The sequence below is a fragment of the Gemmobacter aquarius genome (genome assembly GCF_003060865.1).
Taxonomy (GTDB): Bacteria; Pseudomonadota; Alphaproteobacteria; order Rhodobacterales; family Rhodobacteraceae; genus Paragemmobacter; species Paragemmobacter aquarius.
This window is the reverse complement of sequence record NZ_CP028918.1, coordinates 2,710,351-2,732,176: the sequence shown is the minus strand read 5'-3', so window position 1 is coordinate 2,732,176 and position 21,826 is coordinate 2,710,351. Positions and strand designations below refer to the sequence as shown.

The 21,826-nt window shown below is 63.5% G+C and carries 20 protein-coding genes, 1 tRNA gene and 2 pseudogenes; 10 read left to right on the top strand and 13 right to left on the bottom strand.

From position 1 onward, the window contains the following. The first annotated feature begins 24 nt into the window (after positions 1-24). Together HYN69_RS13200 and HYN69_RS13195 are read left to right on the top strand one after the other, a co-directional pair. Entirely contained in the window at positions 25-1,506 is a 1,482-nt protein-coding gene (locus tag HYN69_RS13200) for a DUF927 domain-containing protein (RefSeq protein WP_230426406.1), read from the top strand. A gap of 183 nt (positions 1,507-1,689) precedes the next feature. Next, positions 1,690-2,310, top strand: coding sequence for a hypothetical protein (locus HYN69_RS13195; RefSeq protein ID WP_159082467.1), 621 nt, complete (start codon positions 1,690-1,692; stop codon positions 2,308-2,310). 673 nt (positions 2,311-2,983) lie between these two features. Here HYN69_RS13195 and HYN69_RS13190 read toward each other — a convergent pair. Both HYN69_RS13190 and HYN69_RS13185 read right to left on the bottom strand, forming a co-directional pair. After that, positions 2,984-3,059: transfer RNA gene (locus HYN69_RS13190), tRNA-Ala, on the bottom strand. Positions 3,060-3,200: 141 nt separating this feature from the next. Then, positions 3,201-3,536, bottom strand: coding sequence for a TIGR02300 family protein (locus tag HYN69_RS13185; protein ID WP_108436147.1), 336 nt, complete (start codon positions 3,534-3,536; stop codon positions 3,201-3,203). Between the two features lie 283 nt (positions 3,537-3,819). On the opposite strand from HYN69_RS13185, the gene HYN69_RS13180 reads away from it, so the two are divergent. Together HYN69_RS13180 and HYN69_RS13175 are read left to right on the top strand one after the other, a co-directional pair. Continuing rightward, a complete protein-coding gene (locus HYN69_RS13180) occupies positions 3,820-4,518 on the top strand; it encodes a M48 family metallopeptidase (RefSeq protein ID WP_108436146.1) in 699 nt (232 codons plus the stop codon). Next, entirely contained in the window at positions 4,519-5,166 is a 648-nt protein-coding gene (locus tag HYN69_RS13175) for a GntR family transcriptional regulator (protein ID WP_108436145.1), read from the top strand. 156 nt (positions 5,167-5,322) lie between these two features. On the opposite strand, the gene lpdA is transcribed toward HYN69_RS13175, so the two are convergent. The 11 genes and pseudogenes from lpdA to mdh form a co-directional block, all read right to left on the bottom strand. Then, positions 5,323-6,711 carry a dihydrolipoyl dehydrogenase gene (lpdA, locus tag HYN69_RS13170; protein ID WP_108436144.1) on the bottom strand — a complete coding sequence of 463 codons (1,389 nt, stop codon included), beginning with the start codon at positions 6,709-6,711 and terminating at the stop codon, positions 5,323-5,325. A gap of 54 nt (positions 6,712-6,765) precedes the next feature. Further along, positions 6,766-7,161 (bottom strand): MAPEG family protein, encoded by a 396-nt coding sequence (locus HYN69_RS13165; RefSeq protein WP_108436143.1) that lies wholly within the window; start codon positions 7,159-7,161, stop codon positions 6,766-6,768. Between the two features lie 84 nt (positions 7,162-7,245). After that, complete coding sequence (odhB, locus tag HYN69_RS13160) at positions 7,246-8,478, bottom strand: 2-oxoglutarate dehydrogenase complex dihydrolipoyllysine-residue succinyltransferase (RefSeq protein ID WP_230426405.1); 1,233 nt, start codon at positions 8,476-8,478, stop codon at positions 7,246-7,248. 97 nt (positions 8,479-8,575) lie between these two features. Beyond that, positions 8,576-11,536, bottom strand: coding sequence for a 2-oxoglutarate dehydrogenase E1 component (locus HYN69_RS13155; protein WP_108436142.1), 2,961 nt, complete (start codon positions 11,534-11,536; stop codon positions 8,576-8,578). A 66-nt stretch (positions 11,537-11,602) separates the two neighbouring features. Beyond that, on the bottom strand, positions 11,603-11,755 hold the full coding sequence (locus HYN69_RS20640; protein WP_159082466.1) for a hypothetical protein: 153 nt from the start codon (positions 11,753-11,755) through the stop codon (positions 11,603-11,605). Positions 11,756-11,769: 14 nt separating this feature from the next. Next, positions 11,770-12,653 (bottom strand): annotated as a pseudogene (sucD, locus tag HYN69_RS13150) (succinate--CoA ligase subunit alpha). Positions 12,654-12,710: 57 nt separating this feature from the next. Then, entirely contained in the window at positions 12,711-13,181 is a 471-nt protein-coding gene (locus HYN69_RS13145; RefSeq protein ID WP_108436141.1) for a hypothetical protein, read from the bottom strand. 140 nt (positions 13,182-13,321) lie between these two features. Continuing rightward, positions 13,322-13,846 (bottom strand): hypothetical protein, encoded by a 525-nt coding sequence (locus HYN69_RS13140; protein WP_159082465.1) that lies wholly within the window; start codon positions 13,844-13,846, stop codon positions 13,322-13,324. Positions 13,847-13,850: 4 nt separating this feature from the next. Continuing rightward, positions 13,851-15,044 (bottom strand): ADP-forming succinate--CoA ligase subunit beta, encoded by a 1,194-nt coding sequence (gene sucC, locus HYN69_RS13135; protein ID WP_108436139.1) that lies wholly within the window; start codon positions 15,042-15,044, stop codon positions 13,851-13,853. 175 nt (positions 15,045-15,219) lie between these two features. Next, positions 15,220-15,894 (bottom strand): methyltransferase type 12, encoded by a 675-nt coding sequence (locus HYN69_RS13130; RefSeq protein ID WP_108436138.1) that lies wholly within the window; start codon positions 15,892-15,894, stop codon positions 15,220-15,222. Between the two features lie 238 nt (positions 15,895-16,132). Continuing rightward, complete coding sequence (gene mdh / locus HYN69_RS13125) at positions 16,133-17,095, bottom strand: malate dehydrogenase (protein WP_108436137.1); 963 nt, start codon at positions 17,093-17,095, stop codon at positions 16,133-16,135. A 161-nt stretch (positions 17,096-17,256) separates the two neighbouring features. Here mdh and HYN69_RS13120 point away from each other — a divergent pair. The 6 genes and pseudogenes from HYN69_RS13120 to HYN69_RS13095 all read left to right on the top strand — a co-directional run bounded on the left by HYN69_RS13120 (position 17,257) and on the right by HYN69_RS13095 (position 21,638). Beyond that, positions 17,257-18,014: pseudogene (locus tag HYN69_RS13120) on the top strand (sulfite exporter TauE/SafE family protein). An 86-nt stretch (positions 18,015-18,100) separates the two neighbouring features. Continuing rightward, positions 18,101-18,946: an HpcH/HpaI aldolase/citrate lyase family protein gene (locus HYN69_RS13115; RefSeq protein WP_108436136.1), complete on the top strand. Its 846-nt coding sequence runs from the start codon at positions 18,101-18,103 to the stop codon at positions 18,944-18,946. A gap of 40 nt (positions 18,947-18,986) precedes the next feature. Next, positions 18,987-19,532 (top strand): NnrU family protein, encoded by a 546-nt coding sequence (locus HYN69_RS13110; RefSeq protein WP_108436135.1) that lies wholly within the window; start codon positions 18,987-18,989, stop codon positions 19,530-19,532. Positions 19,533-19,551: 19 nt separating this feature from the next. After that, entirely contained in the window at positions 19,552-19,755 is a 204-nt protein-coding gene (locus tag HYN69_RS13105) for a DUF1737 domain-containing protein (RefSeq protein ID WP_108436134.1), read from the top strand. A 78-nt stretch (positions 19,756-19,833) separates the two neighbouring features. Next, positions 19,834-20,865, top strand: coding sequence for a MaoC family dehydratase (locus HYN69_RS13100; protein ID WP_108436133.1), 1,032 nt, complete (start codon positions 19,834-19,836; stop codon positions 20,863-20,865). Then, positions 20,865-21,638, top strand: coding sequence for a DUF4344 domain-containing metallopeptidase (locus HYN69_RS13095; protein ID WP_108436132.1), 774 nt, complete (start codon positions 20,865-20,867; stop codon positions 21,636-21,638). The genes HYN69_RS13100 and HYN69_RS13095 overlap by 1 nt, the downstream gene beginning before the upstream one ends. The last annotated feature ends 188 nt before the right edge of the window (positions 21,639-21,826 follow it).

The following is a 21,826-nucleotide window of genomic DNA, read 5'->3' as shown; positions in this document are numbered from 1 at the left end:
GTGTTTTCGACACCCCACGGGCGCGTGCAGCGCGAATTGGTCAAGGAAGCCGACCTCGTCCAAGGCGGCCGTTTTGTCAAAAACCTTGCTGACCTTGGTCTGCGTTGCGCTCGCGGGCAGGAAGGTAAGGTAGCAACGCTGATCCAGTCCTTCCCCGTCGAGGCGAGCAAGATCGCCCTGACCAGGACGGGCTGGGCTTTCGGGCCGGTGCCTGCCTTCCGCATGCAGGATGGCGTTGTCATCGGCGCGGATCCCGACACCATCGCCGCGATCTATGCGGGCCCGACCTTCACGCAGAGCTATCGCAGCGAAGCCCTGAAATGGTGCGAAGGGGTAAAACGCCTGATAGAGGACAACCGTATTCCGACGATGGTGATCGCTTTGCAGCTGGCGGGTCCGCTCCTGCGTCTGATCGGCGAAAACGGGTTCAGTGTGCATCTCGACGGGATGTCTTCGGTGGGCAAATCCAGTGCCGGGACGATGGCCCATGCGGTTTTTTCGCGTGGTCACCTTATGACCGCCGAGGCGACCGCGAACGGTTTGGAGCCGGTCATTGCCCGTCATAATGATCATGCCTTCGTCCTCGATGAACCGCGCCCGCGCGCGGGCATGGCGAAAGACTCCTGCGGCGTTGCGAACGGAAGGGGAAAGTTGCGCGCCACCGCCAACGGAGATGCCGCGCATCAGAACGAATGGAAGACCATTCTTTTAACAACAGGCGAAACCACACCCACCGAAGCGAGCAAGGAGCCCGTCCAGACCGGCCAACGGGTCCGCCATCCGGTTATTGCGGTGCAGGGGCACAGGTACGGGCTGTTCGACACCTTCGGTCCTTTCGACTCAGACACTGCGTTCGTGCCGGCCATCAAGACCGCGGCGTCGCAGCATGCCGGCAGCCTCGGGCGGGCCTACATCGAGGCTCTTTGCCAGGATTTACCGGCGTCGATCGCAAGGGCGAAGCAACAGGTCGAACTGGAACACGGAAGTCTGATTGTTCTGGCCGCGGGGCGGTGGACCAGCCCGCAGCACCACCGCATGCTCCGCAATTTCGCGATCATCTATGCGGCTGGCGTTCTGGCGATCGACTTTGGCCTCGCCCCCTGGACGCTCGCCGGACTGACCAAGGCGATACGGCACTGCGCCTTCCGCGCGTTGCGGCAGTTCGACAACCCTGCCTTTTTCACCTTGATGAAGGATAACCGCGCAATCGAGACCCTCTGGATGCACCTCGAGGAATGCGAGCACCGCTTCATCACCCCGCAGGGCAGGCCTGATGCCCCCACGGTCGCTATCGGTTGGAAGGATGACGACTACGCCTGCATCAGTCGCGAGGCCTTCGAAGGCTGGTTCGGAAACCCGACCGAGGCCGCAAGTGCCCTGAAACTTCTCCTCCAGCACGGTCTGGTCATCCCCGGCGACGGACGCCACATGCTTCGCAAGCTCCCCCGCTGGACCGGCGAAACCGGCCGCGCGGTCTGCGTGGATTTGAGCAGGGTTCCGCTGTGAGCAGGGGGAAGGGTGTGGGCGCGGTGTGGGATCAGGAGCCAGATACAGGCGCTTCGGGCCGGGCATTTACTGCCCTGAAACTGCAAATCAGCCAGCATTTTGCTTTTGGTCCCCACTGCCCTACTCTTCCTTTTGGTCAGACGCAGCGAACGGGGACGGAAACCTGCCATGAAAGCCTTGCGAATGTTATGCGGCGTAGTCCTCTCTGTGGTCGCACTGACGGCCTCTGTGCCCGCATGGGCCGAGGCGACTTTTGTCCGCATCCCCACGCAATATATTGCGGCTCTGGGTAACCCGAAGGCTTCGGCAGGCGACGACGCAGGCACATGGGGCCTGTGGGCGATCGACCCCGGTCCGCGCGGGGTTCGCATCGGTGACTTCGACGATCTGGTCGCAAATGCGGGTGCCGCCCCGAACGGCTGGCAGTTCGACCCAAAGGGTTGGTGGCTGGAAGAGCATGGCCTTATCATGGAGGCGCCGCAGTTTCCGCTTCCCGCCGGCCAGTATGTCGTCACCGGAGGGCGCGAGGTGACATCTCTTCTGACGGTTTCCGAACCTGATGCCACCGGCAAACAAGGCTGGACCCTGGACGACGGGGCGACGATCTACGACGTGACGCATTTCGGCTGTCGGGCCGCGCTCTATACCGAAAATGTTTCCGGACAAAGCTGCTCGCCCGCAAAAGCACCCATGTCTGTTTTCCCCATGACGCCCGGCATGGTCATGCCGGCGGTCGAGGGGTGCAGCAAGCAGGACTATCAGGTGCTGATCGTCATCGGGATGATGGTCGAGGCCGAAAGCTGAGCGTTTGTGTCTGCCGATTACGCGGTCGGCAGCCGGAAACGACGGAAAGATCTCGAAAATGACCCTCTGTCAGCGTGGGGTCGATGTGGGATCAAGACGGTCATCCGTGACATAATGGTGGTCCAAAACTCACCCTGCCATGCCGGCATGACCCGAAGGGGGCATGCTGCCCCCGACCCCTGCACCTCCTCATGATTCACCAAAGACAGCCCGCTCTCTTCAGCCCCTCTGTCAGCCGGAACGATCAACTTGCCCGACGTGCTCGGGCCGGCAACAGAAATAGCCGTATCCCGATAGGGACCCTCGGCGATTTCTGTTGCCGACCCTCCGTGCGCGGTGCGGCGTATCGTTACCGACCGACAGATGGCTCCGAAGACAACTTCAGCAGCGTTGGCGACCGGCGAAGAGGTGTAGCGACCGACCCTGCCAGACGAAGTCACCAATCCCATGCCTGAGTCTAAAGTCGTTCCAACAAGGCGCAGCGCGTCTCTGTTTGTCTGCCTCATCATGTCAGGGGGCGAGCGCCTAATTCATAAGCGCAATCCCTGCGGCACCTACCAAGACCGAAAAATTCTGTAGCAAGTTTTGTTGCAAAATATGTAGCAAAATCATAAGAAATCCCGATGCCCAGGGGGCAACGCCATTGATTTCAAACAGTTTTCTATATTTGTGTTGGTGGAGCCAGGGAGGATCGAACTCCCGACCTCTTGAATGCCATTCAAGCGCTCTCCCATCTGAGCTATGACCCCACCGGAGGTCGAAGCGTTTCCGCTTCGATGGGCGAAGCAGTCGCCTGCTTCGGTGGCCGTTGTCTAGTTTAGGGCGCGGGGGGGTGCAAGAGGAAAAACGCACCTTCTTGCGCCGTTGGTGGCGGCCCTGTCAGGATTGGATCAGGGCTCTTCCTCGTCGCCTGCGACATCGGCCAACTCATCGAGCGAGACGTTGTCATCGGCGTCGTCTTCAAGGAGATCGTCGTCGAGTTCGGCATCGTCGGTGACACCGGCTTCGAGCAGATCGTCATCGGCCTCCAGATCGTCAACCAGAACCTCGTCGTCCTTTTCGGGTACGGCGCGGCTGATGACGGCGGCAGCCATCTTGCGACGGGCCGATTCTATATCGACGACTTCGCCGGTATAGGGCGAAACGATCGGCGAACGGTTCAGGTCGTAAAAGCGCTTGCCGGTCGTCGGGCAAATGCGCTTCGTGCCCCATTCTTCCTTGGGCATGGTCGTCCCCTTGGTTCAAGGTGCCTGCGGACAGGCGTGATAAGCGGTGTCGCTTGCCACAGGCCAAGGCGGGTGTCAAAGGCTTTATTCGGCTTAGAGGCGGCCGCGGAAAATGACGCATTTTCCGCGGCGGAATTTGACGCAAATTCGGAGGCGCGACGGTGGGGGGCGGAGTTTTCGCAAAACTCCGGCGCGGAAAATGCGTCATTTTCCGCTTTGGGGGCGGGGCCGGTTGCCCTTGGCTGCGGGCGCGGTATCCTGCGCTTGTTTTCAAAGGGGATGCATGCCGGTTCTGCCAGCATCGGGGGCGCATAGCGGGGCGGTCGAGATCACGCTGAAGCGGTCGGCGCGGGCGAGACGATTCTCGCTGCGGGTGTCGCGGCTGGACGGGCGTGTGACCTTGTCTATGCCGGTTCGGGCGCGCGAGGCCGAGGCGATGGCGTTCGCGAGGGCGCAAGAAGAGTGGATCAGGGCGACGCTGGCCGCGATGCCCGTGGTGGCAGGCGTGGGCATCGGGACGCTGGTGCCTGTCGAGGGGCGGATGCTGCGACTGGTTACGGGGCCGGGGCGCAGTGTGCGGATCGAGGATGAGACGCTGGTGGTGGCGGGCGATCCGGCGGTCGCCAGTGTGCGGGTGGGCGCGTTCCTCAAGGCCTTGGCGCGGGAGCGGCTCGTGGCGGCGTCCGACCGATACGCCGCGCAGATCGGCCGCAAGGTGAGCCGCGTGACCTTGCGCGATACGCGGTCGCGCTGGGGGTCTTGCGCGCATGACGGGGCGTTGATGTATTCGTGGCGGCTGGTGATGGCACCGCCCTCTGTGCTCGATTACGTGGCGGCGCATGAGGTCGCGCATATGGTCGAGATGAACCACTCCGACCGGTTCTGGGCCGTGGTCGAACGGCTTTACCCGCGTTGGCAGGTACAGCGCAGGTGGCTGCATACCGAAGGGCAGGCCCTGCATGCCTTTCGCTTCGGAGGTTAGATGATCACACCGCGCCAGACCGACCCCAATGCCGCAGCGCACGAGCGGGTTTACCGCAGTCTGCGCCAGCAGGTGATGCATGGCGAGATGGCTCCGGGGCAGGCCTTTACGCTGCGCGGGATCGGCAAGCAGTTCGATGTGTCGATGACACCCGCGCGTGAGGCCGTGCGGCGGCTGGTGGCCGAGGGGGCGTTCACGCTGTCCTCCTCGGGGCGGGTGTCGACGCCGGAACTGAGCCCCGAGCGGATCGAGGAGTTGGCGGCGATCCGGGCTTTGCTGGAGCCGGAAATGGCTTCGCGGGCCTTGCCGCGGGCGCATTTTGCGCTGATCGAGCGCTTGGCGGCAATAAATGCGCTGAACGCCGAGGCTGTGGTGAAACAGGATGCAGTGGCCTATGTGCGGACCAATCTGGAGTTTCACCGCACCTTGTATCTGCGGGCGCAGGCACCGGCGATGCTGGCGATGTGCGAGACGGTCTGGCTGCAACTGGGACCGACGATGCGGGCGCTTTATTCCAAGCTGCGCCGGAAGGAACCGCCGCAGCATCACCGCATGATCCTTGCCGCGCTGAAGGCGGGCGACGAGCCGGGCTTGCGGCTGGCGGTCAGGACGGATGTGACGCAGGGGCTGCGGCATCTGGCGGGTTAGGGTTACGGCTGGCAGTGTGCGTGTGGCGGGCCGCCGGGGGTTTCACACCCCGCAGTCCATCGGTTTCTTGAACCGATGGCGAAACCGACGGACTACCCGTGGGATAGTTCAGGGCAGAAAATGGGGGGCTGAGTGTTCGGCCGCCCCCCCCTTTGGTCATGCGTGGATTGCGCCATCGCCGCAGGCGAGGGCTGCTTCGCGCACCGCTTCGCTATAGGTGGGGTGGGCGTGGCAGGTGAGGGCGAGGTCTTGGGCCGAGGCGCCAAATTCCATGGCGACGCAGATTTCGTGGATCAGGTCGCCCGCCATCGGGCCGATGATATGGGCGCCGAGGATGCGGTCGGTTTCCTTGTCGGCGAGGATTTTCACGAAGCCGTCGCCCTGGAAGACGGCCTTGGCGCGGCCGTTGCCCATGAAGCTGAATTTGCCGACCTTGTAGGCGCGGCCTTCGGTTTTGAGTTGTTCTTCGGTCTGGCCTACGCTTGCGACTTCGGGGGTGGTGTAGATCACGCCGGGGATGACGGCGTAGTTCACGTGGCCGGCTTTTCCGGCGAGGATTTCGGCCAGTGCCATGCCTTCGTCTTCGGCCTTGTGGGCCAGCATGGGGCCGATGATCGCGTCGCCGATGGCGTATAGGCCGTTGATATTGGTGGAGAAATGCGCGTCGGTTTTGATCTGGCCGCGGGGCAGGATTTCGACGCCGAGCGATCCAAGGCCGAGGCCTGCAGTATAGGGGCGGCGGCCGGTGGCGACGAGGACGGTGTCGGCCTCATAGGTGGCTTCGGAGTCGTCCTTTTTCAGCTTGTAGCGGACTGTGGCGCCGGTGGCGGTGGTGTCGACGCCTTGGACGGCGGCGCCGAGGATGAACTTAAGCCCTTGTTTTTGCAGGATGCGCTGGAAGGCTTTGGCGACCTCGGCGTCCATGCCGGGGGTGATGGCGTCGAGGTATTCGATCACTGTGACTTCGGAACCGAGGCGGGCGTAGACGCTTCCCATCTCCAACCCGATGACGCCTGCGCCGATAACTGCCAGTTTTTGCGGGATTTTTTCAAGGGTCAGCGCGCCGGTGGAGGTGACGACGGTTTTCTCGTCGATGGTCACTCCGTTCAGGGGTGAGGACTCGGAACCTGTTGCAATTACTATGTTTTTTGCGGTGTGGATGTCTTCGCCGACTTTCACCTGACCGGGGGCGGGGATGGAGGCCCAGCCTTTGATCCATGTGACCTTGTTCTTCTTGAACAGGAATTCGATGCCCTTGGTGTTCTGGCCGATCACGTCGTCTTTGTAGCCCAGCATCTTGGGCCAATCGACGGTGGGCGCAGGCCCCATCAGGCCCATTTTCTCAAAGTTTTCATGGGCTTCGTGCAGGTGATGGGTGGCATTGAGCAGTGCCTTGGACGGGATGCAGCCGACGTTCAGGCAGGTGCCGCCGAGGGTTTCGCGGCCTTCGACCACGGCGACTTTCAGGCCGAGTTGGGCGCAGCGGATGGCGCAGACATAGCCGCCGGGGCCGCCGCCGATGATGATCGCGTCAAAGCTTGCCATGGGTCAGATCCTTCGGTTTTTCGTGCGAACGGGAATGCACAGTCGATGCACAGTTTAGATCAGCGCCGTTAACATCAGCGCAAGGGTTGCGAACCAGCCCACCGCCCATACGCCCGAGCGCCACGGGGTAAGGCCGAGGGCGTAGGCGGGGATGTAGAGGACGCGGGCGGCGAGGTAGGTGTAGGCGAGGGTGGCTGTCGTGGTGGTCGATTGGCCGGAGAGGGTGACGACCGTTACGGCGAGGGTGAAGAGGATCAGCCCCTCGAAATGGTTGTTCATTGCGCGTTGCAGGCGGCCTGTCAGGGTGGAGACGGGACGCTCGGGCGGTTTGTCGCGGGGGCCGGAGGTGTAGCGGGTGCCAAGCTCAAGGTTCGCGGGGACCGCGAAGAGGATGAACTGGACCATCTGGAGGAGGCCTGCGAGGGTTAGGGCGGTGAGTTCGGGGGTCATTTTATGGACCGGCGTGAGAGGGCGGGAGGGTAAGGTGCGCCATGAAGGCGCACCCTACGTAGGGTGTGCGCTATGCGCGCACCCTTACAAATCCATCAGCAACCGACGCGGGTCTTCCAGTGCTTCCTTGACGCGCACGAGGAACGTGACCGCACCCTTCCCGTCGACGATCCGGTGGTCGTAGGACAGCGCCAGATACATCATCGGGCGGATGACGATCTGGCCGTTAACCACGACGGGGCGGTCCTGGATTTTGTGCATGCCGAGGATGCCGGATTGCGGCGGGTTCAGGATGGGCGAGGACATGAGCGAGCCGTAAACGCCGCCGTTCGAGATGGTGAACGATCCGCCCTGCATTTCGGCCATGCTCAGCTTGCCGTCGCGGGCGCGCAGGCCGAGTTCGGCGATCTTTTTCTCGATCTGCGCGAAGCCCATCTGGTCGGCGTCGCGCAACACGGGGACGACGAGGCCGGAGGGGGTGCCCACGGCCACGCCCATGTGGACGTAGTTTTTATAGATCACGTCGGTGCCGTCGATTTCGGCGTTCACCTCGGGGATTTCTTTCAGGGCGTGGGTGCAGGCTTTGACGAAGAAGGACATGAAGCCGAGTTTGACGCCGTGCTTTTTCTCGAACTGGTCTTTGTAGCTGTTGCGCAGCTCCATGATGCCGGACATGTCGACCTCGTTATAGGTCGTGAGCATGGCGGCGGTGTTTTGCGCGTCTTTCAGGCGGCGGGCGATGGTCTGGCGCAGGCGGGTCATCTTGACCCGCTCTTCGCGGGCGGCATCGTCGGCGGCGACGGGGCCGCGCGGGATGGCGGCGGGGGCTGCCACGGGGGCGGGGGCAGGGGCTGCGGTGGCGGTGGCGCGGGCGACATCTTCCTTCATCACGCGGCCATCGCGGCCTGTGGCTTGGACTTGGTCACGGGTCAGGCCAGCCTCGGCCATGGCCTTTTTGGCGGCGGGGGCGTCTTCGACGTCTTTGCGGGCGACGAGCTGTTCGGGGCCGTCACCCGGCGAGCCTACCACGGCGGCGGATTTGATTTCCGGCTGGGCGGTGGCGGGGGCTTGGGCTGTGGCGGCGCCTTCGGTCATGATGGCGAGGCGGGCGCTGGCGGCGACGGTTGCGCCTTCGGGGGCGATGATTTCCGTCAGGGTGCCCGAGACGGGGGCGGGCACTTCGACCGACACCTTGTCGGTTTCAAGCTCGCACAGCATCTCGTCTTGCTTGACGTAATCGCCGACTTTCTTGAACCACGTGGAAACGGTGGCCTCGGATACGCTTTCGCCGAGTGACGGCACCATAACATCGGTCATCTGTTCATTCCTCCGCGCGCTATGGCGCCAATCGTTCCGGTTCGGGCCTGTGGCCCCTGTGTGATGGCCCGCGCCTGTGGTGGCGCGGGGGATGGGGTCAGCCGGTGAGGGCTTCGTTCACCAGTTTTTCCTGTTCGGCCTTGTGGCGCGAGGCGAGGCCGGTGGCGGGCGAGGCCGAGGCGTCGCGGCCCGCGTAACGGGCGCGGCTGTGCTTGGCGCCGATGCGGGTCAGCACCCATTCGAGGTTGGGTTCGACAAAGGACCAGCCGCCCTGATTTTTCGGTTCTTCCTGACACCAGACGATTTCGGCGCCCTTGAAGCGTTCGAGTTCCTTGGTCAGCGCAAGCGCCGGGAAGGGGTAGAACTGTTCGAGGCGCAGGATGTAGGTGTTTTCCAGCGCCTGTTTGTCACGTTCGGCCAGAAGGTCGTAATAGACCTTGCCCGAGCAGATGACGACGCGCTTGATTTCGGCATCGGGTTTCAGGGTCAGCTCGGAGTTGCCCTTTTGCGCGTCATCCCAGAGGACGCGGTGGAAGGTGCTGCCGGTGGTGAAATCGGCGGCTTGCGAAATGCACATCGGGTGACGCAGCAGCGATTTCGGCGTCATCAGGACGAGCGGTTTGCGGAAGGACCGGTGGATCTGGCGGCGCAGGATGTGGAAGTAGTTCGCCGGGGTGGAGCAGTTGGCGATGATCCAGTTGTCTTGCGCGGACATTTGCAGGAAGCGTTCGAGCCGGGCCGAGGAGTGTTCGGGGCCTTGGCCTTCGTAGCCGTGGGGCAGGAGCATGACGAGGCCCGACATCCGCAGCCATTTGCTTTCGCCCGAGTTGATGAACTGGTCGATCATGATCTGCGCGCCGTTGGCGAAATCGCCGAACTGCGCTTCCCACATGGTCAGCGCGTTGGGTTCCGACAGCGAATAGCCGTATTCGAACCCGAGGACCGCGTATTCCGAGAGCATCGAGTCGATGACCTCGTACCGGGCTTGGCCGGCGCGGATGTGGTTCAGCGGGTAGTGGCGTTCTTCTGTCTGCTGGTCGATGAAGGCCGAATGGCGCTGGCTGAAGGTGCCGCGGGTGCAATCCTGGCCCGACAGGCGGACGGGGAAACCTTCGGTCACGAGCGAGCCGAAAGCGATGGCTTCGGCGGTGGCCCAGTCAAAGCCGCGTCCGGTTTCAAACATCTTGGCCTTGGCTTCCAACTGGCGGGCCACGGTCTTGTGGATGTCGAAGCCTTCGGGGATGCGGGTCAGCGCCGCGCCCACTTCGGCCAGCGTTTCGGGTTTGATGGCGGTGTCGCCGGGGGTGTAGTCGGACCCTTCGCGGTCGATGCCGGACCAGCGGCCGTCGAGCCAGTCGGCCTTGTTGGGCTTGAAGTTCTTGCCGGCCTCGAATTCCTCGTTCAGGCGCGACTGGAAGGCGGCCTTCATATCCTCGATCTCGCCCTCGGGGATGAGGCCGTCTTTGACGAGGCGTTCGGTGTAGAGTTGCAGCGTGGTCTTTTGCTTCTTGATGCGGGTGTACATCGCCGGGTTGGTGAACATCGGCTCGTCGCCTTCGTTGTGACCGAAGCGGCGGTAGCAGAAGATGTCGATGACGACGTCCTTGTGGAATTTCTGGCGGTATTCGGTGGCGACCTTGGCCGCGTGGACCACGGCTTCGGGGTCGTCGCCGTTGACGTGGAAGATCGGCGCTTCGACCATCAGCGCGATATCGGTCGGATAGGGCGACGAGCGGCTGAACGAGGGCGCTGTGGTAAAGCCGATCTGGTTGTTCACCACGATGTGGATGGTGCCGCCCGTGCGGTGGCCGCGCAGGCCCGACAGGCCGAAGCATTCGGCCACGACGCCTTGGCCTGCAAAGGCCGCGTCGCCGTGCAGCAGGATCGGCAGGACGGTTGCGCGGTTGATCTGGTCGCCGAACTGGTCTTGCTTGGCGCGGACCTTGCCGAGGACGACGGGGTTGACCGCTTCAAGGTGGCTGGGGTTGGCGGTCAGCGACAGGTGGACGATGTTGCCGTCGAAGGCGCGGTCGCTTGACGCGCCGAGGTGATATTTCACGTCACCCGAACCGTCCACGTCTTCGGGCTTGTAGGAACCGCCCTGGAATTCGTGGAAGATCGCGCGGTAGGGTTTTTGCATCACGTTGGCGAGCACCGACAGGCGGCCACGGTGCGGCATGCCGATCACGACCTCTTTCACGCCGAGCGCGCCGCCGCGTTTGATGATCTGTTCCATCGCGGGGATCAGGGCTTCGCCGCCGTCGAGGCCGAAACGCTTGGTGCCCATGTATTTGACGTGCAGGAATTTCTCGTAGCCTTCGGCTTCGACGAGCTTGTTCAGGATCGCCTTGCGCCCTTCGCGGGTAAAGGCGATTTCCTTGCCGTAGCCTTCGATCCGCTCTTTCAGCCAAGCCGCCTGTTCGGGATCGGAGATATGCATGTATTGCAGGGCGAAGGTGCCGCAATAGGTGCGTTTGACGATCTCGATGATCTGGCGCATCGAGGCGGTTTCAAGCCCCAGCACCTTGTCGAGAAAGATCGGGCGGTCCATGTCGGCGTCAGAAAAGCCGTAGGAGGCGGGGTCAAGCTCGGGGTGCATCTTTTCGTCGCGCATCCCGAGCGGGTCGAGGTTGGCCACCAGATGGCCCCTGATGCGGTAGGCGCGGATGATCATCAGCGCGCGGATGCTGTCGACCACGGCGCGTTGCACCTGTGCGTCGGAAAGCGAGACGCCCTTTTCTTCGGCCTTGGCGACGATCTTTTGCGCGGTGGCCTTGGCGTCCTTGGCGGGGGCTGCGGGCCATTCGCCGGTCATCGCGGCGGTCAGGTCGTCGGCGGGGGTCGGCGGCCAGTCGGCCCGCGCCCATGACGGGCCAGTTGCGGCGCGTTTGGCATCGACTTCGGTTTCGCCCAAGGCGCGGAAAAACTCGGCCCATGCGGCATCGACCGACGCGGGGTCGGTGGCATAGCGGGCCTGCAGCTGGTCGATGTATTCCGCGTTATGCCCTTGCAGGAAGCTTTGGGCGTGGAACTGGTCGTTCGGGCTTTGGTCGGTCATCTGGTCGTTCCTCCCGTTTGGGGCTGGCGGCGGGGCGTCCCCCGTGCCTGTGGAGTCAGTCTGTCGTCAGTCTGTGGGGCCGAAAAGGGCGGTGGTCAGGGCGGCGTTGGTTTCGGCGTGGTTCAGCGAGGCGAATGCGGTCAGCGCCAGAAGGCCGAAAAGGGCCACGAAGGAGGCGATCATGGTCTTGGCGCGCATATCCATATCCGTCTCCTCCATGACCCGTTCCCTGTTCAGCGCCCGATGGCTTTCATCACGGCTTCGCCCAGTGTGGCGGGGCTGTCTGCAACGATGATGCCAGCGGCGCGCATCGCTTCGATCTTGGATTCCGCGTCACCCTTGCCGCCTGCCACGATGGCACCGGCGTGGCCCATGCGGCGGCCGGGGGGGCGGTGCGTCCGGCGATGAAACCGGCGCAGGGTTTGGCGCGGCCGCGCTTGGCTTCATCGCGCAGGAATTGCGCGGCTTCCTCTTCGGCCGATCCGCCGATTTCGCCGATCATGATGATCGACTGGGTTTCGGGGTCGGCAAGGAACATTTCCAGCACGTCGATATGTTCGGTGCCCTTGATCGGGTCGCCGCCGATGCCGACAGCCGACGATTGGCCAAGGCCGAGGTCGGTGGTCTGTTTCACGGCTTCATAGGTCAGGGTGCCGGAGCGCGAGACGACGCCGACAGAGCCGCGGCGGTGGATGTGGCCGGGCATGATGCCGATCTTGCAGGCGTCGGGGGTGATGACGCCGGGGCAGTTCGGCCCGATCAGGCGGGATTTCGACCCCTCCAGCGCGCGCTTGACCTTCATCATGTCAAGCACGGGGATGCCTTCGGTGATGCAGACGATCAGCTCCATCTCGGCGTCGATGGCTTCGAGGATCGAGTCGGCTGCGAATGGCGGGGGCACGTAGATCACGGTGGCATTCGCTTCGGTCATGGCCCGCGCTTCATGCACCGAATTGAATACCGGCAGGTTAAGATGGGTCGACCCGCCCTTGCCGGGGGTGACGCCGCCGACCATTTTCGTGCCATAGGCGATGGCCTGTTCCGAGTGGAACGTGCCTTGGCTGCCGGTAAAGCCCTGGCAGATGAGTTTGGTGTTTTCGTTGACGAGTACGGCCATTGGCGGCGTTCCTTCGGTTGGTCTTTCGCGGGTCGGGCCGGACGTCCGGCCCGCTGTTCATTCGTAGGTGAAGCGCAGGGCGCTGTTCTTGTCTGAAGCGCAGGTCGGATCGTCGCCGCCCGAGGTGATGGTGACCGCGTAGCCGTCGCCAAGGTCAAAGCGGGTGCAGCCCATCTCGTCCTTGTCGGGGTCATGGGCCGCGCCTTTGGTTTCGAGATAGCGGCGCAACTGGCCTGCGGCGGCCTCGCTGCCGAGGCTGGTGCTTTCGATCTGGCAAAAGCTGCCGTCGATGGCGACGGTGATGAAAGGGTCTTCGGTTCCGTCGGGATAAAGCCAGCCAAGGCCCATCTCGTCATCGGCATCGCCGTTCCAGCCCGCATCGGCAAGGTATTCCGCCGTCTGCCGCCCGCCTTCACCGATGGTGGAATAGCAGCCGTCGATGCCTTGGTCGAAGCGGGCGGCTGTGTCGGCATGTGCGCCAAGGGGCATCAGCAAGGTCAGGAAAACAAGGGCGAAACCGGCACGCATGACGATCAGCCCCTTGCCCGAAGTGCCATGCCGCAGGTGCCTGCCACGAGAGGGCAGGGGAACTTTGCGGGTGCGGTGGTCGCGACAGCCATGATCAGCCTTCCTTTGTGGTCACGGGGTGCGGGTTGCCCCGCCACGGGTTAACTGCCCTGCGAGATGCCGAGCATGAACTGGGACGGCGCGGCATTGGGGGTGACGCGACGGGTGAAGATCAGGCTGCGGCCCTCGGACCACAGGTTTTCGAAGCGGCTGCCGGTAACCGGCTTGGCCTGCGGGAAGCGGCTTGCGACGAGCCGCTTGACCCGCTCGGTCTGGCCGGTGCGCGATTGTGCCATCACGACGCAATCGGTGTCGTTCAGCAGAACTGCGGGGCGCTGGTCATCGACCAGCCAGACCTGCAACTCACCCACCCTGTCGGGCACGGGCACATAATCGCCCGTCCGCAGGGCCGCGCGGGTTTCGGCAAGGGTGCCAGCATCGAGGCAGAACCGCTCGAACGCCGTGACGAGCGCCTTGGGCGAGGATTTCGGCACGATGTTGGACGGCTTCATGTTCCGCAATTCGTATTCGTCAGGGGTCAGATCAGGCGTGCAGGCCGCGAGCAGGGCAAGGCACAACGCCAGAAGCGCCGCCCCCTGTGCCGTGATCTTGGCCCGCATCGCCACGATCTTACCCCTTGACCGCTTTGACGATCTTGGCCGCCGCGTCCGATAGGTTGTCGGCGGCGATGACGTTCAGGCCGGAATTGCGGATGATGTCTTTGCCGAGTTCGACGTTGGTGCCTTCCAGACGCACCACCAGCGGCACTTTCAGGCCGACTTCCTTCACCGCCGCGATCACGCCTTCGGCAATGATGTCGCAACGCATGATGCCGCCGAAGATGTTGACGAGGATGCCTTTGACGTTGGGATCGGAGGTGATGATCTTGAAGGCTTCGGTCACCTTTTCTTTCGTCGCGCCGCCGCCCACGTCGAGGAAGTTGGCGGGTTCCGCGCCGTAGAGTTTGATGATGTCCATCGTGGCCATGGCGAGGCCTGCGCCGTTGACCATGCAGCCGATCTCGCCATCGAGCGCGATGTAGTTGAGGTCGAACTTGGAGGCGGCGAGTTCCTTGGGGTCTTCCTCTGTCTCGTCGCGCAGGGCGGCGATATCGGCGTGGCGGTAGAGGGCATTCGAGTCGAAGCCCATCTTGGCGTCGAGGCATTTCAGGTTGCCATCGGTCATCACCACGAGCGGGTTGATTTCCAGCATCTCCATGTCTTTTTCGATGAAGAGGCGGTAGAGGTTTTTGACCAAGGCCACGCATTGCTTGATCTGGTTGCCGGTGAGGCCAAGCTCGAAAGCGACGCGGCGGCCGTGGAAATCGGACATGCCGGTTGCGGGGTCGATGGCGAAGGACAGGATCTTTTCGGGCGTGTCGTGGGCGACGTCTTCGATGGACATGCCGCCTTCGGTCGAGACGACGAAGGAAACGCGGGATGTCTGGCGGTCGATCAGCAGGGCGAGGTAAAGTTCGCGGTCGATGTCGCTGCCGTCTTCGATGTAGATGCGGTTGACCGTCTTGCCGGCGGGGCCGGTCTGGACGGTCACGAGCGTGCGGCCCAGCATCTGGCGGGCGAATTCGTCGGCCTCTTCGACCGAGCGGGCAAGGCGGACGCCGCCTTTTTCACCGGCTTCGGCTTCCTTGAAATGGCCCTTGCCACGGCCACCGGCGTGGATTTGCGCCTTGACCACCCAGAGCGGGCCGTCGAGTTCGCCGGCGCAGGTCTTTGCCTCTTCCGCCCGCAGGACCACGCGGCCATCGGACACGGGAACCCCGTAGTGGCGCAACAACGCCTTGGCCTGATATTCGTGGATGTTCATGGCAAATGTCCCATCGCTGTGCTTTTGCAGGGGTCTTGCCACGGATAACGGCATCAGAAAACGGTATTCTATGGTATGCATCGGATTGTCGGTAAAAAAGCGGCATTTGTGATCACACGCTGAAAAACTGTGATCACAAGTCGCGGAACCGTTACCGCAAACGGGTGATTCGGTCTTAGGCGGGGTGGGCGATGACCAGTGCCTGACCGCGCGGGAGGCGGTCGGCGCGCAGCTTTGCGGTGAAGCCGGAGGCACGGGTAAGGTGCAGCACGTCATCGGCCAGCATGTGCCACGGCGCGCGGGTGGCGTGGGTCACGACGCCATCGGGCTGCTTGACGGGGTGCAGCAGCGCGGCGGGGTCGGGGGCGAGGAAGACGGTGAATAGGAGCGTTTCGAGCGCGGGGAAGCGGGCGCGCAGCGACAGGAGTGCCACGCGCAGGTGGTTCATCGGCAGGTGGGTGAAGACGGCGAAGGCGATGGCGTGGGTGATGGTGTCGGGGATGGCCGGAAAGGCGAAACCGGTGTCTTCGACGAGGTGGTCGGTCGGCAGCCGAGCGGGATCGTCGAGTTCCTGCGTATGGCCCGCCAGCATCAGGGCGCGGCTGGCATCGGTGGCCCAGTAGTTGCCGGCATCGAGATAGGGCACGGCCTTGCAGCCGAGCCGTAGGGAGCCGGCGCCGATGTCGAGCAGGTGGTGGTGTGGTTGCAGCCCGACGTCGCGCAGGAGTTGCATCTGCGCCCGTCCGGTTTCATCCCAGCGGCCGCCGACGATATCGCGGTGCCGCCCCTTGGCGAGGGCATCGGCATAGAAGTCGGGCGCGGTGTAGGGCGAGACGAGACCTTTGGACATGGGGCGCTTCTACTGCGATTTTCAGGCTGGCGAAAGTGACCCCCACCCCGACCCTCCCCCTGCGAGGGGGAGGGGGTGATGACCGTGACGCGATGCGGGCTTGGGTCGGGGTGCAAGGGGGGTGAGGCGCGGTTGCGCCGAGGGGGGCGGATAGCCCCCCGTTTTTTGGCAGAAATCGTGCTGCGAACGGAAAAGGCGCGCCGTCGGGGCGCGCCTTTGGGTCAGGTCCGGTGCAGGATCATGCCAGCGAGGGGTCGATCGCCTTGCAGGCGGCGACGAGGCCTTTCACTGCGTCGACGGATTTGTCCATCATCGCCTGTTCGGCCGGGTCGAGGGTGATTGCCACGACACGTTCGATCCCGCCCGCGCCGATCACGGTTGGGACGCCGACATACATGCCGTCAAGGCCATAGGCGCCTTTGACATAGGCCGCGCAGGGCAGGACGCGCTTTTGGTCCTTGAGGAAGGCTTCGGCCATTTCGATCGCGCTGGTGGCGGGGGCGTAGAAGGCCGATCCGGTTTTCAGCAGGCCCACGATTTCTGCGCCGCCGTCACGGGTGCGCTGGATGATGCCGTCGAGCTTTTCCTGCGTGGTCCAGCCCATCTTGACCAGATCGGGAAGCGGGATGCCTGCGACGGTCGAGTAACGCGCCAGCGGGACCATCGTGTCGCCGTGGCCGCCGAGGACGAAGGCGGTGACGTCGCGCATCGACACGCCGAATTCGACCGAGAGGAAGTGACGGAAGCGCGCGCTATCGAGCACGCCTGCCATGCCGACGACCATGTTGTGCGGCAGGCCGGAAAATTCGCGCAAGGCCCAGACCATCGCATCGAGCGGGTTGGTTATGCAGATGACGAAGGCGTTCGGGGCGTGGGCCTTGATGCCTTCGCCGACCGATTTCATGACCTTGAGGTTGATGCCCAGAAGGTCATCGCGGCTCATGCCCGGTTTGCGGGGCACGCCTGCGGTGACGATGCAGACATCTGCGCCGGCGATATCGGCGTAATCGTTGGTGCCGCGCATTGCTGCGTCGAACCCTTCCGACGGGCCCGATTGCGCGATGTCGAGCGCCTTGCCCTGTGGCGTGCCTTCGGCGATGTCGAAGACGATGACGTCGCCGAGTTCCTTGATGGCGGCGAGGTGGGCGAGGGTGCCGCCGATCTGGCCTGCGCCGATAAGGGCGATCTTGGGTCGTGCCATGGGTTTTATCTCCCGTCTGGTGTGAGTCGGGGCTGTGCCTACGCCGCTATGGCCCGTCTGGCAAGCGTCTCGGTATGCCGTTGCATGCGGCATTTGGTGGTGGACGGTGCATGTTTGCGCTAAAGGCCAAGGGCGGGGTTTCTCGGGCGGCGGGGTTGGCGATGGAAGGTCTGGCGTTCTGGGCGGCGGCGGGGATGGCCGCGCTGCTGGTGGGGGTGTCAAAGGGCGGTTTGCCCATGGTTGGCATATTGTCGGTTCCGGTGCTGTCGCTTGTGATCTCTCCGGTCACGGCGGCGGGGCTTTTGCTGCCGGTCTATGTGGTGTCGGACATGTTCGGGCTTTGGGCCTACCGGCGCGATTTCGACAAGCGGGTGCTGGCGATCATGGTGCCTGCGACGACGGTCGGGGTTTACGCCGGTTATCTGACGGCGCGGGTGGTTTCGGAGGCCTATGTGACGCTGCTGGTGGGGCTGATCGGGTTGGCCTATTGCGCGAACCTTGTGCTGCGCCGCAAGATCGAGGCGGTGCCCCGCTCCGCGCCTGTGGCGCCGGGGGTATTCTGGGGGTGGTGACGGGGTTCGTGAGTTTCGTCAGCCATTCGGGCGGGCCGCCCTATCAGGTCTACACCCTGCCCTTGGGGATGCGCAAAGCGGTGTTTGCGGGGACGTCGACGATCCTGTTCGCCTATGTGAACGCGATCAAGTTGATTCCCTACTACATGTTGGGGCAATTTTCGTCGGATAACCTGCATGTCGCGGCGGTGCTGATGCCTGTCGCGGCGCTGGCGGTGTTTGCCGGGGTGCGGTTTGTGAGGCTGCTGCCCGAGGCGTTGTTCTTTCGGCTGGTGACATGGGCGCTGGTGGCGGTTTCGGTCAAGCTGGTCTGGGACGGGGTTCGCGGGGCGGTGTTGCTGGGGTAACTTTCTGCGCTGCGGCAAAATTGGGCTTGCGGAAAGTGTCGCGTTGATGTCATCAAGCGAAACAATCTTGCTTGGAGGATTCCGTCATGACCCGCCCCTACCGTTCGGTGCTTTACATTCCGGCGTCCAAGCAGCGCGCTTTGGAAAAGGCGCGGGGTCTGGCGGCGGATGCGATCATCTTCGATCTGGAAGATGCGGTGCTGCCCGAGGAAAAGGCGGCGGCGCGGGTGACGCTGGCGCGGTTTCTGGCCGAGGTTGATTACGGGCCACGGCTGCGGATCGTGCGGATAAACGGGCTGGATACGCCCTGGGCGCGCGAGGATGCAGCGGTCTTTGGCGGGTTGGCGGCGGTGGATGCCATTCTGGTTCCCAAGGTTGACGGGGTCGCGGTGCTGGATGCTGTGGCAGGGATGACGGACAAGCCGCTGTGGGCGATGATGGAAACGGCGCGGGGGATGCTGAACGCAGGTGTGATCGCGGCGCATCCGCGGCTGGAGGGCTTGGTCATGGGGACCAATGATCTGGCCAAAGAGTTAGGAAGCCGTTTCCGTGCCGACCGCCTGCCCATGATGGCGGGGCTGGGGATGTGCCTGCTGGCGGCACGGGCCGAGGGGCGGGTGATCATCGACGGGGTCTACAATTCCTTTAGGGATCACGACGGGTTACGGGCCGAGTGCCTGCAAGGGCGGGACATGGGCTTTGACGGCAAGACGCTGGTTCACCCCGATCAGCTTGCCGTGGCGAACGAGGTTTTTGCGCCCTCGGAGGACGAGGTGGCTTTGGCGCGGCGCCAGATCGAGGCCTTTGCCACTGCGCGGGCGGCGGGGCAGGGTGTGGCTGTGCTGGACGGGAAGATCGTGGAAAATCTGCACGTTGCCGGAGCCGAGGCGGTTCTGGGGCGGGCGGAAGCGATTGCGGCTTTGGCGGATTAAGCGCAGGGTGCGGCAGTAATTGTCGCAAGGGGGACGAGCCGTGCTGTTAATCATCTTAGGTCTGGCGCTTTGGATCGGTGCACATTTTCTGAAACGTCTGGCACCTGACCTGCGGGCGCGGATGGGCAATTCCGGCAAGGCGGTGCTGGGCGTCATGATCGTGCTGGGCGTGGTTCTGATGATCATCGGCTATCGCGGGGCCGAGTATGTCGAGTTGTGGCCGAAGGTTCAGGCGCTGGTCGGGATCAACAACCTGTTGATGGTGTTCGCTTTTTACCTTTATGCCGCGAGCGGGATGAAGACGGCGATCACGCGGAAGATCCGGCATCCGCAGCTGACGGCGATCAAGACATGGGCCGTGGCGCATTTGCTGGTGAATGGCGATCTGGCGTCTTTGGTGCTGTTCGGGGGGCTTTTGGCCTGGGCCGTGGTGCAGGTGATTTTGGTTAACCGTGCCGACCGGAACTGGGTGCGCCCGGCGCCTGTGCCGATGTCGCGCGAGGTGATGGCGGTGGTCGGCGCGCTGGTCGTGACGGGGATCGTCATGGGCATCCACAACTGGTTGGGCGTGCAGCCCTGGGGCTGAGGACGCAAGAGGCAAGCCTATGAAACTGTACCGTTTTCTGTCGGAAGATGACACTTCGGCCTTTTGTCACAAGGTGTCTTTGGCCTTGAGCAAGGGGTGGGAATTGCAAGGCCCGCCGACCTATGCCTTTGATGCGGCCCGCGGCGTGATGCGCTGCGGGCAGGCCGTGGTGAAAGAGGTGCCGGGCACCTATTCGGCCGACCTGAAACTGGGCGAGCAGTAGGGCCGGGCCGATGCACAGGGGATGCACGGCTGGCGCAGACGAAATGCAAAAAAGCGTTAAGAAGGGTTCATCTTTCCAATGAAGACCAATCCGGGGCGCTTTTTCGAGGATTACCGTCTGGGCGAGACCATCGTGCATGCGGTGCCGCGCACGATTTCGGGCGGGGAGCGGGCGCTTTACCATGCGCTTTATCCGGCGCGGCATGCGATTGCGTCTTCGGATGAATTCGCGCGTGCCTGCGGGCTGGCGGGGTCGCCGGTCGACGAGTTGCTGGCGTTCCATGTGGTCTTTGGCAAGACGGTGCCCGACATCAGCCTGAACGCGGTGGCGAACCTTGGCTATGCCGAGGGGCGCTGGCTGGAGCCGGTCCAAGCGGGCGATACGCTGCGGTCGGAATCGGTGGTGATCGGGTTGAAGGAGAACTCGAACGGCAAGTCGGGGGTGGTTTACGTCCGCAGCCGCGGGATCAACCAGCGCGGGGCGGTGGTGATCGAGTTCGTGCGCTGGGTGATGGTGAAGAAGCGCGATTTTGCGATGGCGGCACCGGAGGCGGTGGTGCCGCAGTTGGCCAAGGCCGTGGCGGCAGAGGCGCTGGTGGTGCCTGCGGGGCTGGATTTCACGGGGTATGACTTTGCGCTGGCCGGCGAGCCGCATCGCTGGGGCGATTACGCGGTGGGCGAGGTGATCGACCATGTGGACGGCGTGACCATCGAGGACGCCGAGCATATGCTGGCGACACGGGCGTGGCAGAACACGTCCAAGGTGCATTTCGACGTGCGCCAGCGCGAGGACGGGCGGCGGCTGATCTATGGCGGGCATGTCATCTCGCTGGCGCGGGCGCTGTCGTTCAACGGCCTTGCCAACGCGCAGATGATCGTGGCGCTGAACGGCGGGGCGCATGCCAACCCGTGCTTTGCGGGCGATACGGTGAGGGCATGGTCGGAGGTGCTGGGCAAGGCCCCGACGGGCGCGCCGGGGGTGGGGGCGCTGCGCTTGCGGCTGGTCGCGGTCAAGGATGGTGCGGAGCCGTTCCGGTTGCGCGATGACGGCGGGAAATATTTGCCCGAAGTGCTGTTGGACCTTGATTACTGGGCGCTGATGCCGGTTTGATGCCCGGAGCGGGTTATTACGTGGTGCTGTCGATGCTGAAGGTTTTGTCTGTTGCGCTGTTGGGCCTGATGCCCGTGGCCGCTGTCGCACAGGATGTGGATTGGGACTCGCTCGACGAGGACCAGATCAACGAGATCACCGGCAGCATCACCACCGATCTTTACCACGAGATGGGCCATGCGCTGATCGACATCATGGACCTGCCGGTTCTGGGCAACGAGGAAGATGCGGCAGATATCATGTCGGTGTTCCTGATCAACTCGCTCTGGGAAGATGAATGGGCGCAGCAGGTGATGCGGGCGTCGCTTGCGACATGGGCCGCGATTGCCGACAGCCGTGGCGAGGGCGAGCCGAACTGGTGGGATGTGCACGGGCCGGACAAGAAGCGCATCGCGACGATGGCCTGCCTGTTCTACGGGGCAAGCCCCGACACGCGGGGCGATTTTGCCGCCGATCTGGCGATCCCCGAGGATCGGGCCGGTTCGTGCCCCGAGGAATATGCCCAGATCGAGGAAAGCTGGGGCGGGTTCTTCCAGCAGTTGGTCGATGCCGGAGCGGGCGAGACGATGGTTTGGGAAGAGCCGAAAGAAGAGACGCCGTTGACCGACGCGATGAAGGAGGAGGTGGATTATTTCAATTCGATCCTCACCCTGCCGTCGGAGTTGGTGGTGCGTGTGGCGCCCTGCGGGCAGGCCAATGCGTTTTACGATTCCAGTGACCAGTCGGTGACGATCTGTTCTGAAAGCGCGCAGCAGGTGATCGATCGGCTGTGAGCTGGGCAAGGGGCGGTTCGTGCGGCGTGGATGTTCTTGTGATCACAGGCTGAAAATTTGTGATCACGCCGTGCGAAAAAATCGCCGGTTTAGCGCGAACATGCTGCACCTGCGGCGTTGTGGGGCGTGACTCGGGCGAAAAAGACGCTATTCACTGCATAGAGATATCGCTGCGCCGGCCGTTACCG